The organism is Yersinia alsatica, assembly GCF_025133195.1.
Lineage (GTDB): Bacteria > Pseudomonadota > Gammaproteobacteria > Enterobacterales > Enterobacteriaceae > Yersinia > Yersinia alsatica.
On record NZ_CP104006.1, the window covers coordinates 2053052 to 2071004 of the forward strand.

The following is a 17953-nucleotide window of genomic DNA, read 5'->3' on the forward strand; positions in this document are numbered from 1 at the left end:
TTTAGCCTTACTGCTCTGGTTGTTCCAGCGCTTTTAAATAATCATAGATGGCAATCTGTGCACGTACTTTGCGCCTGTTTCCACGCGGTACATAACGATTACTCAGTTCTTTATCAATATAACGGGCTTTTACCGTGTCGTTGAACAGCAGCTCTAAAATATCCAGCACCCGCTGTTTTAGTCTCGGGTCCAGTAATGAGACGGCGACTTCAATACGATAATCAATGTTACGTGTCATCCAGTCAGCGGAAGAGAGATACACCAGCTTGTCGCCTTTATTCTCAAAGACGTAAACCCGGTCATGCTCGAGGAAGCGGTCAACAATACTGGTGACTTGTATATTATCGCTGATCCCCGGCATATTTGGGATTAACGAACACATCCCTCTGACTAAAAGGCGTATTTTCACCCCTGCACTGGAGGCGCTATATAACCTATCTACCAGACCTTTATCCACTAAATTATTTATCTTCAGGGTAATCCCGGCACTTTCACCGGCCTGAGCATGAATAATTTCCTGATCAATCAATTGATACAGCATTAAACGCGAGTTCTGTGGTGACACCATCAGATTATCGAACTTGACCGGGCGGTAAGGATTCTCAATAAAGTTAAACACCCGACGCACTTCATTCGTAATACGCGCATCTGCGGTTAATAAAGAATAGTCGGTATAAAGACGCGCCGTTTTTTCGTTAAAGTTACCGGTGCCGATATGGGCATAGCGCACAATCTCTTCGCCTTCAAGACGGGAAATTAGGAATAACTTGGCGTGAATTTTCAAACCCGGAGCAGAGAAAATAACGTGTACGCCAGCGGCGGTCAGACTTTTCGCCCAATGAATATTGGCCTCTTCATCAAAGCGCGCTTGTAATTCCACCACCACCGTCACTTTCTTGCCATTATGGGCGGCATGGATCATCGATTCGATAATGCGCGAATCTTTTGCGACGCGATAAATATTGATTTTAATCGCCAATACGCTCGGATCGAATGATGCCTGGCGCAGTAATTCTAATACGTGCTCAAAGGTGTGATACGGATAATAGAGCAGCACATCTTGTTCCCGAATGGCATCAAAGCCATTGCGGAACTTATCAAACCAAATATGGCGCAGACGCGGCATGGGCCGATTAACCAGATTACTTTTGCCGACGTTCGGGAAGTTAATAAAGTCTTTAAAATTGTGATACCGACCACCGGCAATGACTGAGTCATCATTAGAAATACCCAGCTTGCCGCGCAGCAATTCCACCATCTCATCGGGCATATCACGTTGATAAACAAAGCGCACCGGTTCTGCCGTCAGGCGCTGTTTCAAGCTCGATGACATCAATTCCAGCAAGCTGGATTCCATTTCAGTGACCAAATCATATTCGGCATCACGGGTCATCTTCATGGAATAAGCATTCAGCGCATCATAATCAAAGAAGCCTTTGAATATCTCATCTAGGCAATATCTCAATATATTATCAAGTAATATCATTGGCTTGCGGCGACGAGGAGCTTCTGGTGGCAAATTAACGAAACGCGGAACTTTATCGGAAGGAATTTCTAGCAGTGCATAGGCGATTTCCTGACCACGGATAATCTCCACCGCCAGATAAGTATAATCGTCTTTAAGGAATTGCACCAAATTGGTGTCGTGGTTAATCAGAATCGGCGTGATGTGTTGGCGCAGATGCTGCTTAAAATATTGTTTTAGCCAGATTTGCTGATTTTCGGAAATTTGCCGCTCATTAATCAGGAAGATTTGATTACGCGCCATTTCCAGTAATAAATCATTATATAGCCCGTCAAATTCTTGATCGGCTTTCACCACTTTGCTTTGAATTTTTTTCAGCAAGTGACGGGAAGTTACGGCGGAGCCTTGCTCTTCACTAATCAGAATGCGCCGTTTTAGATCAGCAAAACGGACTTTATAGAACTCATCAAGATTATTGGAGTAAATACCAAGGAACCGCATCCGCTCAATGAGTGGATTGCTCTTATCCGCAGCTTCCTGCAATACCCGCTCATTAAAAGATAACCAACTGAGTTCTTTTTCGGTGTAGAGCTTTTCCTGACCCATTGCAACTCCAGTAAGATTATTGTGGGAGTATTTAGTGTCCACAATCATTATTGCGAAAGATTGACAAGAAAGTCCAACAGATATCATTAGTTAACTTTATTCGCCACCGTGGCAAACATCGTCAGGCCGCCATCAGCAACATTGTCATGCAAACGCCACAAAACTGACATAAGATACTCGGTCATCTTAGGGTATAGATGGGCGATTAGATAAATAACATAGACTGGATATAGCGTAAGGGCATGGGGCAATCGAAGATTATGCAGCAAGCGGGCGTAGTGAGACCATCAGGGAGAGATAAGCGCCGGGCTGTCATTGAACGTCTGGTGCGCATGATAGTAACAAGCAGCGGCTTGTTGGTTTTGCTGACCTTAATGCTGATTTTCGTTTATTTATTGTACGCCGTTTTGCCTCTGTTTAAGCCCGCCGCCATCAATTTATCCCCATCCTTTGCTGTAGATCGTAGCGCGCCCACCATTGCTCTGGGGATTGATGCCTCGGGGCAGATAGGATATCGCCTGGATGCACAAGGCAAAGGCTATTTTATTCGCCTCGAAGCTCAGGGGGAATCTCCTGCCGGGAGCTTAATTAGTGCGCAACAGTTAGCGCCTGCGCCAGTGTCAATCAGCCGCGCGGTGGGTGGGCAGCCTTTGTATGGTGTTGGCCTGAGTAATGGCCGTTTTCTTCTGCTGCAACCCGATTTTTCCGCCACACCGCCAGTTTGGCAATTTCCGCTAGGTGAACAACCGCGCTTTATGGATTTGAAAGGCCAACGTCTGAATCAATTGGCGGTGGCTGAGCCGCAACCACGGCAATTTGCCATCGCGGCGGTTACTGATGATGGCCGCTTGATGACCGGGACGTTTAGCGCGCAAGGGCAGCAAGTCAGCGAACAGACGGATGTGCCCAAGGCCATCAATCAACTGTTACTAACGCCAGACGGGCGTTTGCTTTATCTCCTCTCCGGTCAGCAACTGTATATCTATCAATTCGGCCCTAAGCTGACACTGCGTGAAGTCGTCCCTTTGCTTGATGACAAATCTCGCGCCACCGGGCCACTGAGCCTCTCTTTATTGGCGGGCGGGAAATCGCTACTGGTGCAATCCTCGGATGGGCAATTAACCCAATGGTTTGATGTGCCAAAAGAGCCAGACAATCAATACCATTTGACGCGAATTCGCAACTTTACCCCCCAAGGTAAGGGCTTACTAACGACCGAAAACGCACGTCGGGTATTTGCTTCAGTATCACCACTAGGTGAATTGTCACTGTTCTCCAGTATTCAGTCAGCACCACTACTGCAACATAAACTGGCGCAGGGAGTGACCCATGCAGCGTTCTCTCCTTGGGGGGATCACTTGCTGGTGGAGAATGCCGCCGGTTGGTCAGCTTATCCCATCGATAATCGCTACCCTGACATCAGCTGGCGCAGTCTATGGCAGCGAGTATGGTACGAAAATTATCCCGAACCGGCCTATGTCTGGCAGTCAAGCTCAGCAGAAGAGAGTTATCAAGCCAAATTCAGCCTGATACCGATTATCTTCGGTACCTTAAAAGCAGCAGGTTACGCCATGTTATTCGCCGTGCCACTGGCATTGGCAGGAGCAATTTATACGGCTTATTTCATGTCGGCGGGCTTGCGCCGCGTGGTTAAACCGGCCATTGAGATGATGGGCGCATTCCCGACGGTGGTTATCGGTTTGATTGCCGGTATTTGGCTGGCTCCGGTAATTGAACATTATCTGACTGGCATTCTATTGCTGCCGCCATTATTGGCGCTGACTATTTTATTGTGCGGTTGGGGCAGTGCCCGCTTGTCGGCAAAAACACAGCGACAGTGGCCTGCGGGCTGGGATGTGATGGTATTACTGCCCGTCATCCTGCTAACCGGGTGGTTGGCATTGTGGCTAGGGCCACTGTTGGCGGTATCGGTGCTGGGGATGCCATTGCATGAATGGTTGGGGGATAACTATGACCAGCGCAATGCTTTAGTGGTGGGTATCGCCATGGGATTTGCTCTGATTCCGGTGATTTTCTCGCTAGCCGAAGATGCTTTATTCAGTGTGCCATCGTCGCTAAGTCAGGGCTCGTTGGCGCTGGGGGCCACCCCTTGGCAGACCGTGATTCGTGTCGTGCTGCCTTCGGCTTACGCCGGTATCTTCTCTGCACTGATGATTGGTTTTGGCCGTGCCGTGGGCGAGACCATGATTGTGCTGATGGCTACCGGGAATACACCTATCATTGATGGCAGTATTTTCCAGGGGTTACGGGCGATGGCCGCCAACATTGCTATTGAGATGCCGGAAGCGGTGATGGGGAGTGGGCATTATCGGGTGCTGTTCTTGACGGCATTGGTTCTGTTTTGTTTCACGTTCTTAGTCAATACGCTCGCCGAATCCATTCGCCTGCGGTTGCGTGAACGCTATCAGACGGAGCAGATTGCGTGATGACAGCCGCAGTAAAGTCCAGCTTTACCAAAAAATGGTTTGCATCGGGCTCGCCATGGGTCTGGCTGACGGCTGGCGCTGTCAGTATCAGTCTGTTGGCCTTGCTGGGTGTGGTCTTATTATTAGCCGGGCAAGGGATGCGCTATTTCTGGCCTAGCCCGGTTTACCTGTTTGAACTTAAGCAAACTGCTGCTGGCCCGGTGAGAGTCATTGGAGAGATTTATCAACAGCAGTCACTGTCACGTCAACAATTAGAGCAGGCTGGAGTGACTTTGCCGCCAGAGGCGGGTGACACAGTGACTCGCTATCTGATTAAAACCGGTAATCGCGAGGTGCAAGGGCAAGACTTTCACCGGTTACTGGACAGCGATATTCAGCAGCGCAGCCAACCTAAAGACTTGCTGGTATTGGATCGTCAGCACAATGGTACGGCTTATGGCTTCTTGGCCGGGATGCTGGATAACGGCCAGCCGTTGGTGGGCAATGACTTAGCCCAAGAGCTGCAAAAGCGAATTCCGGTGATACAGGCGCTGGTCCGGCAAGCCAAAGATATTCAATTCCGCCAGATGAACATGCTCAATCAACAATTTGAGGCATTGCGGCTTGAGAAAAAGCGCCTGCAAATGACTGGCGACTTTGACAGCAAATCACAGGACCGTTTTGATGCCGAGTGGGGGGAGTTGCAGCGCAGCCATCAGGCAATGATGACGAAATTGCGTGGCCTACAAACCGACCAAAACCGCTACACTCTGCTGTTACGGGATATGAATGGGCAAGTGCATCCACTTTCACTCAGCCAGATCAACCTCGCTTGGTATCCCAATGATATCAGTTTCGGGCAGAAACTACGTCATTGGGCAGCGCAAACCCATAAGTTTCTGACTGATAATCCACGTAATGCCAATACGGAGGGCGGCGTATTCCCCGCCATTTTCGGCACGGTATTAATGGTGATATTGATGTCTATCGTGGTCATGCCGTTGGGGGTGATTGCCGCAGTATATTTACATGAATATGCGGGCAAAAACTGGCTGACTCGCATGATTCGTATTTCCGTGGTGAATCTGGCTGGTGTGCCCTCCATTGTTTATGGGGTATTTGGCCTTGGCTTTTTCGTCTATTTTATCGGCGGCTCGCTGGATAAACTGTTTTATCCTGAGGCGCTACCGAACCCGACATTCGGCACGCCGGGCGTGCTATGGGCGGCATTAACGCTGGCTTTATTGACATTGCCAGTGGTGATTGTGGCGACAGAAGAAGGGCTATCCCGAATTCCGGCCAGTTTGCGGCAAGGATCGCAGGCTTTAGGGGCCAGCAAAGCCGAAACCTTGTGGCATATTGTGTTGCCGATGGCCGCTCCAGCCATGATTACCGGGCTGATTCTGGCGGTAGCGCGCGCCGCAGGGGAAACTGCGCCGCTGATGCTGGTTGGGGTGGTAAAATCGGCACCGTTATTGCCGGTCGACGGGGTGTTTCCATTCCTGCATTTAGAACGCAAATTTATGCATTTAAGCTTCCAGATTTACGATATGGCTTTCCAAAGCCCCAATGTGGAAGCTGCACGGCCATTGGTGTTTGCCACCGCGCTACTGCTGGTTATCATTGTGGTTGGACTTAATTTAGCGGCGATCGGTATTCGTCATCATCTACGTGAAAAATACCGAGGTTTGATGCTGTGACTGAACTTTTTAACCCGCAGGACGAAATATGGGACTTTTGACGCCGGATTCACTGCCGCTGCTTGATGTACAGCAATTGACTCACGAGCAAACTGCACTGGCGGTAGAAAAGCTCAATTTATTCTATGGTGACAAACAGGTACTGCATGATATTTCATTTAATGTGCCGAAACATCGTGTTACTGCACTGATTGGCCCTTCCGGTTGTGGCAAGTCGACATTATTGCGCTGCTTTAATCGAATGAACGATTTATTGGATAACTGCCATCTTGAGGGTGAAATTCGTCTTGGTGGCGAAGTTATCACGGATAAAACTACCGATGTTGCCGCATTGCGCCGGCGAGTGGGCATGGTATTCCAGCGGCCTAATCCATTCCCCAAATCAATCTATGAGAATGTGGTATATGGCCTGCGTTTGCAGGGCATCCGTGACCGGCGAGTGCTGGATGATGCTGTCGAGCGCTCCTTGCGGGCCGCGGCCTTGTGGCATGAAGTCAAAGACCGGCTGCGCGAAAATGCATTTCGCCTCTCTAGTGGTCAGCAGCAGCGCTTAGTGATAGCCCGAGCCATTGCCATTGAGCCAGAAGTGCTGTTATTGGATGAGCCAACCTCGGCACTGGACCCTATTTCAACTTTAACCATTGAAGAGCTGATAACCACATTAAAGCAGCAATATACCGTGGTCTTGGTGACTCATAACATGCAGCAAGCGGCGCGTGTTTCAGACTATACCGCCTTTATCCATCAAGGGGGGCTAGTGGAATATAACGATACCGATGCCTTGTTTACTTCGCCACATCAGCGGCGGACTGAGGATTATATTACCGGGCGTTACGGCTAATACCCTGCATCTTTCAAGCCGCAGGTGTGTTGGCTGCTTTCGTTTACCCGAATCACTGACTTATGTCAGCTCATCGGGATTCACTCTTTTGTGTGATATAGCAGGCCAGTAAAAAACTTTTCTAAGGTTTTCACTTTATTTATCTGACGCGATTTAAGTTTACACTTTCATGTGCCGCTCGTTATATGGGTGACTATTGAATGGAAGCGTTAAGTGAAAGAATTACTGATAACTCAGCCTGATTTTATGGAATCATTTCGCTGTGCGAGTACAGCATGTCGAGAGCATTGCTGCAAAAACCAGCATGTCATACTTGATAGAAACCGTTATCAGAAATATATCAAAAGCCCCTTTTTAGATATTAAGCGCATTGCTGTTACCGAAATTTCTGTCATACAGACTAGCTTGACTGCCTGGGCCAATATAACCCCTGATAGTCAGGGGAATTGCCCTTTCCTCGACGAACAACGGCTATGCCAGATTTATAAACATATCGGTGCGAATGCATTGAGTAATAGCTGTGCTTCTTACCCTCAGGTTGATCATGTTTATAAGAATCAAAAAATCAAAAGCATGTCACTTTCCTGCCCTGAAGTGACTCGACAGGTATTATTTTCGCCTAATGCATTAACACTGCGTTTTTCTACCATCAACCAATATGACTATTATAAAGCGCCCGATATCGTCACTGAGGAGCGGTTGGCCAATCGAGCTTGCGCTGCGATTACTGCTGCCTGCTCGCACGAGTCTATTGAAGAAAACCTGTGGGCAATAAGTCATTTTTTGCAGACTCATCAAATCAGTCATGATGCGAGCAAAAATAAAATGGTCGAAATAGATCATCTGCGAGCAGAATTAATCGCGACGGTTGAGTCGGGGAAAGCGGCCCTGGCATTTATGGAGGTAGATTTTGACCCGCTAATTCGTCATGAACTCGTGGGTTATTTGCGCGATTTTATAACACAATTACCTGATGTTCGTGGGAAGAAGGTGCTTGCAACCTATGTTTATACCTTGCTGGATACCCCTACCAATAAACTAACTGACCATAATCTAAAGTATCTATGCCAACAACAAATATGGTCTTCGGCTATAGATCATAATTTAGTCTTTCGTCATTACTTTCTCTACCGCATTCATCATGATCAATTGGCAATGGGTAGCATGTCGGCAACAACGATGTTTAATCTGCAACTTATTGATTATTTTTATTTAAAACTATTGATAAGCGCTCATATCGCTAAAAATGGTCAGCTTATTGAAGATGATGTGATTGATATTGTTTATTCCTATCATGCTTGCCGCGAGTCAACAGATAGGGCAAACCAACAACTTATACAGCAACTAACTGCCTTGGCGATGAGAGAGGATTTCTCGATATTATCTTTATTGATGTAATAGAGAATGCGGGCTGAAAAATTTAATTTAACCGAGTACTTAAGTTAACTCGGCAATGTGTCGTTTGTTATCTGTAAATTAGTCGTGATAATAGGACTCTATCTCGTGAAAGAATTACAGATTATTCAGCCCGACTTTGTTAAAAAATTCAGTTGCGTCGGATCAGCTTGTCGTGACCATTGCTGCAACGGCTGGAATATCAGCATAGATAAAAATACCTATCGAAAATATAAAAATAGCCAAAATCAAACGATCAGAAATATAGCAATCAAGAATATTTCAGTTACGCGTACTAACACCGCTGATTGGGCTAAAATACGTCTCAAGGACGATGGTAACTGCCCCTATCTTGATAAAACAAGATTATGTGAGGTGCATAAGCGACTGGGTGGCGAAGCATTGAGCCAAACTTGTGCAACTTATCCGCGTAGTCACCATCAGTACCAATCTGAAAAATTCGATACACTGACGTTGTCCTGCCCGGAAGTGACCCGGCTTGTTTTGTTTAATCCTAATGCCTTTAGCTTGCATCATGAGGTAATAAACCAGAAACATTATTTCAATGAGAGAGTAATTAATTCTGAAGGGCAGATGATTAACTATTATTGTAATCAACTAATACTTACGCCTAACCAAAATATTGAAGAAAATGTTTATGCTATTAATATTTTCATCCATTGTTGTCAGGATATAGATAAAAGCCTGGAAGATAAAATACCAATAATATCGGCATTGTATGAGGCTATTCTTGACAAGTTAATTTCTGGAGACATACACAATGAAATGACCCACATTCCTTTTAATGCCAATGCACGATGGCATTTCCTGATGATATTTCAACGGCGTACGGTTAAATCCTTGCAAAATCGGGGGCAGAAAACCCTGTTTAATTATATGGCATTTCTGATTCATCATTTAATGAATGAGGTTGATGTTAATCAGTTGGAAGAGCGGATGAAGCAGTTGAGTTCTGCCTGGAGTGATAAAGTTATGCCTTTATTTAATCAACACCCACATATTTTGCGTAATTTATTCCAGTATAATTTCTACCATAATCAGTTTGCACTGAACGATACGGATAATCTAGTCGAGGATTTTTACAAATACACTATTGATTTCTTTATTATTAAATCAGTTATCAGCGCCTTTGTTATATATAATGACTCGTTGAGTGAAGATGATATTATTAACATTGTTTACGCATACAATATTTTTAGTATCCACAATGCTGGCGCGAAAGAGTTTTTGTTATCAAATATAGACGCAGTTAATGTAAATGATAATATTACATTACTGAATTTGTTAAATTAACTCAGGTTATAGACATTGGGGCCATATGGCCCCAATTGACTAAGCACTCTTTATCGATGGCGTTTTATATTTAGCCAAATATTGTGGCTGGAAAATGCACATACGAATTGCAGTACGGTATTCACCATTGATAAAGAACTCTTGTTTTAGCTCACCTTCCAATTCAAAGCCTAATTTGCTGTAGATATGGATCGCTTTTTTATTCTCTTTATCGACGATCAAATAGAGTTTATACAAATTCAGTACGGAAAAACCGTACTCCATCGCGAGTCTTGCGGCTGAGCCAGCATAACCTTTACCTTGATGGGCAGGGTCGATAATAATCTGAAACTCGGCGCGGCGGTGAATATGGTTAATTTCGACCAGTTCGACCAAACCCACTTTGACTCCCAGACCTTCAATAATAAAGCGGCGCTCGCTCTGATCATGAATATGCTTATCATAGAGATCAGATAGCTCGACAAAGGCCTCGTAAGGTTCTTCAAACCAGTAGCGCATCACACTGGCATTATTATCTAATTGATGGACAAACGGCAGATCATCCCGCTCCAGTGGGCGTAACCGGACGCTGCTATTGGTAGACATACTTATTCCTTATAGGGCGACAGCGGCTGCTGCCTTGATAATTATAACCTTATACCCTTCGTACTTGAAGTTACAGGTGTGTTAGCCGCGCACCACTCACTTATGTAAGCTCATCGGGATTCTTTCCCTCACCGCCTTCCTGTAATTCCAATGATGTTGGGGATGACAAAAGAATAAGTAAAAAGGCGCTCACCGTGGAAGGGGAGCGCCTTTAGTTAATCTATTTTTGTCGAATTATTCTGCCGCATACCCTTGTGTGGGTAAGCGCTTGCCATCAAGCCAAGCTGCATTATCTTGCATCACTAAGCGGCCATCAGTAAACCAACTGACGACGAGCGGATAAATGCTGTGTTCCTGAGCTTGCACTCTTTCAACGACATCCTCTTCGGTGTCTTCACTGAAAACCGGGACTTTGGCTTGCAGAATAACCGGGCCGCCATCCAGCTCTTCAGTAACAAAATGCACTGAAGTACCATGCTCTTGATCACCGTTTTCCAATGCTTGTCGATGGGTGTGCAAACCGGGATACTTCGGCAATAGGGAAGGGTGAATATTCAGCATCCGTCCAGCATAATGCTGAACAAATTCAGAGCTGAGAATCCGCATGTAACCCGCCAGCACCAGTAAATCCGGCTGATATTGGTCAATAGCTTGCGCTAATGCCAAATCAAAACTGGCGCGGTCAGAGAATGCTTGAGCATCCAGCGCGTGAGCTGGAATCGCGGCTTGCGTCGCGCGTTCCAAACCATAAGCCTGCGGATTATTACTGAATACCGCACAAATGGTTGCTGAAATGCGCCCTTGCTGCTGGGCATCTATCAGGGCTTGCAGATTGCTTCCTTGGCCGGAGACCAAAACCACTATTTTTTTCATATACCCTTCGTACTTGAAGCGGCAGGGTTGTTAGCTACGCTTACTCACCCGAATCACTTACCTGAGTAAGCTCATCGGGATTCATTCGCTTGCTGCCTACCTGTCGCTCCAATTACTTTGGGTATCCCTAGGTTTGAAGCGGCAGGGTTGTTAGCTACGTTCATTCACCCGAATCACTTACCTGAGTAAGCTCATCGGGATTCATTCGCGATGCGAAAATCTTAAATGGCTGAATGATTAATCGCTGATGTTACGGGTTAATCACCACTTGCTCTGCACCTTCGTCGGCGGCGGCAATCACACCGATTTTCCAGGCTTTTTCACCGGATGCGGTCAGTAACTCAACTGCTTTATCGGCCAAGTCAGCGGGAAGGGCGACCACCATGCCAACGCCGCAGTTAAATGTGCGGTACATTTCGTGGCGGCTGACATTACCGGCTTGTTGCAACCAGCTAAATACCGCAGGCCACTGCCAGCTAGTTTCATCGATAACGGCTTGAGTACCTTGTGGCAATACCCGCGGGATATTTTCCCAGAAGCCGCCACCGGTCAAGTGAGCAATGGCATGAATATCAAGTTGCTCAATCAGGCTAAGAATAGATTTTACGTAGATCTTGGTCGGTTCCAGCAGATGGTCGGCCAGAGATTTACCTTCCAACTGAGTCTGCTCTGGATGGGTATTGCTGACTTCCAGAATTTTACGCACCAGTGAATAACCATTGGAGTGCGGGCCGCTGGCACCTAAAGCCACCAGAGCATCGCCGGGGGCAACTTTGCTGCCATCAATGATTTCGGATTTTTCGACGACGCCGACACAAAAGCCCGCAACATCATAATCTTCACCGTGGTACATCCCTGGCATTTCGGCTGTTTCGCCGCCCACCAGTGCACAACCTGACTGTTTGCATCCTTCGGCAATACCGGTAATGACGCTGGCGGCGGTGTCTACATCCAGTTTACCGGTAGCAAAGTAGTCCAGGAAGAACAACGGTTCAGCACCTTGAACTACCAAGTCATTAACACACATAGCGACTAAATCGATACCGATGGTATCGTGGCGTTTCAGGTCCATTGCCAGACGCAGCTTGGTGCCCACGCCATCGGTGCCTGAAACTAAAATAGGTTCACGGTATTTTTGTGGCAGAGCACACAGGGCACCGAACCCGCCCAATCCACCCATTACTTCTGGGCGACGGGTCTGTTTAACCACACCTTTTATGCGATCAACAAGGTCATTGCCGGCATCAATATCTACACCTGCGTCTTTATAGCTGAGAGAGGTTTTGTTGGTCACTGCGAGGTCCCCACGGCGGTTGGCTGTTTGAGCTTTTACCCTTCTTACTTGGAGCCGCAGGGTTGTTGCTGCACACACTCACCCTAATCACTTACTGATGTAAGCTCATTAGGATTCGCTTGCTAGCTGCCTACCTGCAACTTCAATTACTTCGGGTATAGGAAGAAAACGCGACAATTCTAACAGCGCAGGCAAACGTTTGCGAGTAGCTTGTGATATCACCCTGATTTTTAGCTTTCTTGACTTAATAATGATTTTCTATTGATCTGAATCAGGCTATTCATTGTGGCGTTCAAAAAAAAAGGCGGTATAATCTCGCGATTTTTTTGGCCGCCAGTCGCCTAACCAGGAGAAAAATAATGAAGATCGTTGAGGTGAAACACCCACTAGTAAAACATAAACTTGGTTTGATGCGTGAGAATGACATCAGTACGAAGCGTTTTCGCGAGTTGGCGTCTGAAGTAGGAAGCTTGCTGACTTACGTGGCAACCGCCGATTTGGAAACTGAAAAAGTGACCATCGAAGGTTGGAACGGTCCGGTTGAGATTGAACAGATTAAAGGTAAGAAAATTACTGTGGTGCCAATCCTGCGTGCCGGTTTGGGCATGATGGAAGGGGTGCTGGAAAATGTACCAAGTGCGCGTATCAGCGTGGTCGGTGTCTATCGTGATGAAGAGACCTTGAAACCAGTGCCTTACTTCCAGAAACTGGTGTCAAATATCGATGAGCGGATGGCATTAGTTGTTGACCCAATGTTGGCCACCGGTGGTTCAATGATTGCCACCATCGACTTGCTGAAGAACGCTGGCTGCCAGAGCATTAAAGTATTGGTATTGGTTGCGGCACCTGAAGGCATCAAGGCTCTCGAAGAGGCGCATCCTGATGTTGAGTTATATACCGCTTCCATCGATCAAGGTTTGAATGAACACGGCTATATCATCCCAGGGTTGGGTGATGCCGGTGATAAGATTTTCGGAACAAAATAAACGATGATAGCCGACTTGATAGTCGGCTTTTTTTTGAATGATTTTCAGCGCAAACTTTTTTTAAGCAACCAACATCATATAACCATCTAATTCTAATTGAGAGGATAGAGATAATGAGCCGTCGCACCATTGGCGTCAGCGAGCGCCCACCGCTGCTCCAGACGATCCCCCTGAGTTTTCAACATTTGTTCGCCATGTTCGGTGCCACAGTTTTAGTTCCTATTCTATTTAAAATCAATCCAGCGACGGTGCTGCTATTTAACGGTATCGGAACCTTGCTTTACCTGTTTATCTGTAAGGGAAAAATCCCTGCTTATCTCGGTTCCAGCTTTGCCTTTATTTCACCGGTATTGCTGTTACTTCCGCTGGGATACGAAGTGGCATTGGGTGGTTTTATCATGTGCGGCGTGCTGTTCTGTCTGGTGGCGCTGATTGTGAAAAAGGCCGGCACCGGTTGGTTAAATGTTCTCTTCCCGCCGGCGGCGATGGGCGCGATTGTGGCTGTTATCGGCCTTGAGCTTGCAGGTGTTGCGGCGGGTATGGCGGGATTGCTGCCTGCTGAAGGCGTGACGGTCGATTCAAATACCATCATTATTTCAATGGTGACGCTGGGCGTGACCATTCTGGGATCGGTGCTGTTCCGTGGTTTCTTTGCCATTATCCCTATTCTGATTGGTGTGCTGGTTGGTTATGCTTTGTCATTCGTGATGGGGGTGGTGGATTTAACCCCAATTCGTGATGCTCACTGGTTTGCGTTACCGACGTTCTATACACCTCGTTTTGAGTGGTTTGCTATTCTGACTATCTTGCCAGCGGCGCTGGTGGTGATTGCCGAGCATATCGGGCATTTGGTGGTAACCGCGAATATTGTCAAAAAGGATTTAATTCGTGACCCAGGCTTACATCGCTCGATGTTTGCCAATGGTATTTCGACGGTTATCTCCGGCTTCTTTGGTTCCACACCGAATACCACTTATGGTGAGAATATCGGCGTTATGGCGATTACCCGTGTTTACAGTACGTGGGTGATTGGCGGCGCGGCGATTCTGGCTATTATGCTGTCGTGTATTGGTAAGCTTGCTGCTGCGATTCAGGCGGTGCCCGTCCCGGTCATGGGCGGTGTTTCACTGCTGCTGTACGGCGTCATTGCCGCTTCAGGTATCCGCGTGTTGATTGAGTCAAAAGTTGACTACAACAAAGCACAAAACCTGATCTTAACCTCTGTTATTCTGATCATCGGGGTGAGTGGCGCGAAAGTAAATATTGGCGCGACTGAACTGAAAGGTATGGCGCTGGCAACGGTTGTGGGTATTGGCTTGAGCTTATTGTTCAAAGTGATCAGCTTGATCCGCACTGAAGAAGAGATTATTGACGCACCGGATGAAGAATCCGCGCTGAAATAAACTGGGATCTGGCCGAGCGCTTATTGTCAGTTCGGCCAGATTGTCGCCTAAGATCAGGTTTTTATGCTGTTGTAATTTTTTGTGGTAAGCTTGCCATGTTTTCCCGCCCGTTTTGTTGGTTGAGGTGCTTCTGAATACGCCGGCACAGCTTTCACTGCCACTCTATCTTCCCGATGATGAAACTTTCGCTAGTTTTTATCCGGGGGAGAACCCGTCCCTATTAGCGGCGATCCAGTCCGCTGTGCATCAGTCTCATGGCAGTTATATCTATTTCTGGTCGCGTGAAGGCGGTGGCCGCAGCCATCTGTTACATGCCGCTTGTGCTGAGTTATCGCAAAAAGGCGAGGCTGTTGGTTATGTCCCACTAGATAAACGTGCCTATTTTGTGCCGGAAGTGCTGGATGGCATGGAGCAACTCGCGCTGGTGTGTATTGATAATATTGAGTGTATTGCCGGTGATGAGCAGTGGGAAATGGCGATATTTAATCTCTATAACCGCATTGTAGAAACTGGTCGTACCCGCTTATTAATTACCGGCGATCGTCCACCACGCCAATTAAATCTCGGCTTGCCGGATCTAGCTTCCCGCCTTGATTGGGGGCAGATCTATAAATTGCAGCCGCTGTCAGATGATGAAAAACTGCAGGCTTTACAATTACGTGCCAAATTGCGTGGTTTTGAACTGCCGGAAGATGTTGGCCGTTTTCTGCTAAAACGCCTGGACCGAGAAATGCGCACCCTATTTACGACGCTCGATCAACTGGATCGCGCTTCTATCACCGCCCAACGTAAGTTGACTATTCCTTTTGTGAAAGAGATCCTGGGGCTTTAATCCCCCTGCGTCCTTGGCGCCGCAGCGGTGTTAGCTGCGCTCACTCACCGAATCACTGACTTGAGTTAGCTCATCGGGATGAGCTCGCTGACTGCCTTGCTGCAACCCCAATGACTTTGGGGTGCCCTGCGTTTGTGGCACCGCAGCGGTGTTAGCTGCGCTCACACACCCGAATCACTGACTTGAGTCAGCTCATCGGGATGAGCTCGCTGACTGCCTTGCTGTACTCAGTTACCAACCCCGAATCACGGCAAGATCTCCAGCACCTGCTCTGGTGGGCGGCCTATGCGTGCTTTGCCTTGATAAACTACAATCGGGCGCTCGATGAGCTTAGGATTCTCACTCATCGCTTGCAGCAATTGATCCTGTGTCAGTGCCTTATCCGCCAGATTCAGTGTTTTGTAGAGATCTTCTTTGGTGCGCATCAATTGACGGGCATCACTGAAACCTAGCTGTTGCAGTAATTCTTTCAGGGTTGCCACTGAAGGTGGGGTATCTAAATACAATACCACTTGCGGCTTAATGCCATGCTGTTCGAGGAGGGCGAGGGTCTCCCGGCTCTTGGTGCAGCGTGGATTATGATAAATCGTGACCTCTTTCATCGTAACTTTCCTTAAGACTTCTGATATTTGCGGAAGCGCTCATTCAATTGGCGCAACTGGTCAATGCGAGCATCATAGCGAGCTTGTTCTAAACTCCCTAACTTCACTCGTGCGCTGGCATCGCTAAGTAAACCAATGGCTTGCGTCAATTTACCACTTAATGCCAGACTTTCTGCACGAGCTGCCAGTTCTTGGTCGCGTAACCCCATTGCAGCAGCTGCTTGCGCCAGCAGATCCCAACCATTCGGATCATTTGGGTTAGCGAAGGTATAGCGGTTCAGTAACTTAATGGCAGCAGCCGGCTGCCCGCCCTGTACATACGCATTAGCCAGATTCAGCTGTAATACCGGCTGTTCATCTTTTTGTGCTGCGATCGCTTTTTGTAACCGCTCAATAGCTTGCGCCGGTTTGTTTTGCCCCAAATCGATATCTGTCATCAAATCGAGGAACCAAATATTGCCCGGCTGTTGCGCTAACAGTGGTTGTAACTGATTGCGGGCTTCATCATATTTTTTGGCTTGATACCACAAAATAGCCTGGCCATATTTAGCAGCCAGTTGCTCACGAGTGGTGCCTTTACTCAAGGTGTCTAACAGGTCTGGCGTTAGGCTATTTTCAGTCGAACCATACATGCCAAGAATACGAACCTTGGCGAATAGATAGTCTTGCGACGAGGCAATAGGGTGCGGCTTCATCTGATTGGCACGGTTACGCGCATCGGATAGGCGGCTGTCCGGCAAGGGGTGAGTCAGCAGCATTTCGGGTGGTTTGGAGGCATATCGCGACTGATCGGCCAGTTTTTGCAGGAAGTTTGGCATGGCCTGCGGATCAAACCCTGAACGTTGCAGCACTTGAATACCAATGCGGTCAGCTTCCTGTTCGTTGCCTTGTGTGAAGCTGATGATACCCTGCTGAGCCCCCGCCAGAGTGCCACTCAAGCCCGCCATACCCGCTTGCGGACTGGCCATGGTCAGTAGAATTGAACCTAATACGCCAACCCACGTCAGCGGTGCCATTCGTTGCTGTTCTTCCATGGCTCGCGCCAGATGACGTTGTGTTACATGGGATATTTCATGGGCTAAGACTGATGCCAGCTCACTTTCATTGTCGGTATAACGGAACAGGGCCGAGTGCAGCACCACATTGCCACCAAAGAACGCAAAGGCGTTGATTTGATCATTATTGACCAGATAGAAGTGAAACGGTGTGCGCACGGAGTAGGCGTTGGCGACCAAACGGTTACCTAACGTATTAATATATTGCGTTAATAGCGGGTCATAAATCAGCGGGGTACTGGCGCGCATTTGGCGGACATAAAAATCCCCCATGGCCTTTTCTTGATCAATACTCAAGGTTGCACCCGCTGAGGTGCCGATATCGGGCAGCAAATCTTGTGTCTGGGTTTCAGCTTTAACAGATACAGATCCGGTGAGCAGTAAACTACTCATTAGCGTGGCGATCACTGTCTTGCTTAACCGACTTGTTTTACATAACCAATATGTCATAAACGAGGTTGCCCCTACTAATGTAATGACAATTAGACTCCGAGATGTGTAAGAGTTCTTCTTCCTTGCTCTGCTCTCCAGTACAATCATCACGAAAGCGAGTTAGATCACAAAAATAGTCATAAA

Annotated in this window: 15 protein-coding genes; 8 read left to right on the top strand and 7 right to left on the bottom strand. The window is 47.4% G+C overall.

Features of this window, described 5'->3' with window-relative positions; genetic code table 11:
• Positions 1 to 7: 7 nt before the first annotated feature.
• The gene (gene ppk1, locus N0H69_RS09050; RefSeq protein WP_050111116.1) at positions 8 to 2071 is read right to left on the bottom strand and encodes a polyphosphate kinase 1; all 2064 of its coding nucleotides are present in this window, start codon (positions 2069 to 2071) and stop codon (positions 8 to 10) included.
• A gap of 260 nt (positions 2072 to 2331) precedes the next feature.
• Here ppk1 and N0H69_RS09055 point away from each other — a divergent pair, with 260 nt between their 5' ends.
• The 5 genes from N0H69_RS09055 (at position 2332) to fliB (N0H69_RS09075) (ending at position 9747) form a co-directional block, all read left to right on the top strand.
• Positions 2332 to 4518: an ABC transporter permease subunit gene (locus N0H69_RS09055; protein WP_050152521.1), complete on the top strand. Its 2187-nt coding sequence runs from the start codon at positions 2332 to 2334 to the stop codon at positions 4516 to 4518.
• Positions 4518 to 6197, top strand: a complete 1680-nt coding sequence (gene pstA, locus N0H69_RS09060) for a phosphate ABC transporter permease PstA (RefSeq protein WP_050152514.1) — start codon at positions 4518 to 4520, stop codon at positions 6195 to 6197. Before N0H69_RS09055 ends, pstA begins: the two co-directional genes overlap by 1 nt.
• 28 nt (positions 6198 to 6225) lie before the next feature.
• Positions 6226 to 7038 (top strand): phosphate ABC transporter ATP-binding protein PstB, encoded by an 813-nt coding sequence (gene pstB / locus N0H69_RS09065; protein WP_050111106.1) that lies wholly within the window; start codon positions 6226 to 6228, stop codon positions 7036 to 7038.
• 213 nt (positions 7039 to 7251) lie between these two features.
• On the top strand, positions 7252 to 8436 hold the full coding sequence (gene fliB / locus N0H69_RS09070; protein WP_072077766.1) for a flagellin lysine-N-methylase: 1185 nt from the start codon (positions 7252 to 7254) through the stop codon (positions 8434 to 8436).
• A gap of 105 nt (positions 8437 to 8541) precedes the next feature.
• A complete protein-coding gene (fliB, locus tag N0H69_RS09075; protein WP_050152515.1) occupies positions 8542 to 9747 on the top strand; it encodes a flagellin lysine-N-methylase in 1206 nt (401 codons plus the stop codon).
• Between the two features lie 39 nt (positions 9748 to 9786).
• Here fliB (N0H69_RS09075) and speG read toward each other — a convergent pair whose 3' ends face one another.
• The 3 genes from speG to purM all read right to left on the bottom strand — a co-directional run bounded on the left by speG (position 9787) and on the right by purM (position 12499).
• Positions 9787 to 10332 (bottom strand): spermidine N1-acetyltransferase, encoded by a 546-nt coding sequence (gene speG, locus N0H69_RS09080; protein WP_050111104.1) that lies wholly within the window; start codon positions 10330 to 10332, stop codon positions 9787 to 9789.
• Positions 10333 to 10566: 234 nt separating this feature from the next.
• Entirely contained in the window at positions 10567 to 11205 is a 639-nt protein-coding gene (gene purN, locus N0H69_RS09085) for a phosphoribosylglycinamide formyltransferase (RefSeq protein WP_050136558.1), read from the bottom strand.
• Between the two features lie 250 nt (positions 11206 to 11455).
• Entirely contained in the window at positions 11456 to 12499 is a 1044-nt protein-coding gene (gene purM, locus N0H69_RS09090; RefSeq protein ID WP_050152516.1) for a phosphoribosylformylglycinamidine cyclo-ligase, read from the bottom strand.
• 359 nt (positions 12500 to 12858) lie between these two features.
• On the opposite strand from purM, the gene upp reads away from it, so the two are divergent.
• The 3 genes from upp to hda all read left to right on the top strand — a co-directional run bounded on the left by upp (position 12859) and on the right by hda (position 15720).
• Complete coding sequence (gene upp / locus N0H69_RS09095; RefSeq protein WP_050152518.1) at positions 12859 to 13485, top strand: uracil phosphoribosyltransferase; 627 nt, start codon at positions 12859 to 12861, stop codon at positions 13483 to 13485.
• Positions 13486 to 13598: 113 nt separating this feature from the next.
• Positions 13599 to 14888, top strand: a complete 1290-nt coding sequence (uraA, locus tag N0H69_RS09100; RefSeq protein ID WP_050111095.1) for a uracil permease — start codon at positions 13599 to 13601, stop codon at positions 14886 to 14888.
• A gap of 124 nt (positions 14889 to 15012) precedes the next feature.
• Positions 15013 to 15720, top strand: coding sequence for a DnaA inactivator Hda (hda, locus tag N0H69_RS09105; RefSeq protein ID WP_032910750.1), 708 nt, complete (start codon positions 15013 to 15015; stop codon positions 15718 to 15720).
• Between the two features lie 30 nt (positions 15721 to 15750).
• Here hda and N0H69_RS09110 read toward each other — a convergent pair whose 3' ends face one another.
• From N0H69_RS09110 to bepA, 3 genes are all read right to left on the bottom strand, one after another.
• Positions 15751 to 15885: a hypothetical protein gene (locus N0H69_RS09110; protein WP_259705578.1), complete on the bottom strand. Its 135-nt coding sequence runs from the start codon at positions 15883 to 15885 to the stop codon at positions 15751 to 15753.
• Positions 15886 to 15965: 80 nt separating this feature from the next.
• On the bottom strand, positions 15966 to 16322 hold the full coding sequence (gene arsC, locus N0H69_RS09115; protein ID WP_050152519.1) for an arsenate reductase (glutaredoxin): 357 nt from the start codon (positions 16320 to 16322) through the stop codon (positions 15966 to 15968).
• 11 nt (positions 16323 to 16333) lie between these two features.
• Entirely contained in the window at positions 16334 to 17827 is a 1494-nt protein-coding gene (bepA, locus tag N0H69_RS09120; RefSeq protein WP_050111093.1) for a beta-barrel assembly-enhancing protease, read from the bottom strand.
• Positions 17828 to 17953 lie beyond the last annotated feature (126 nt).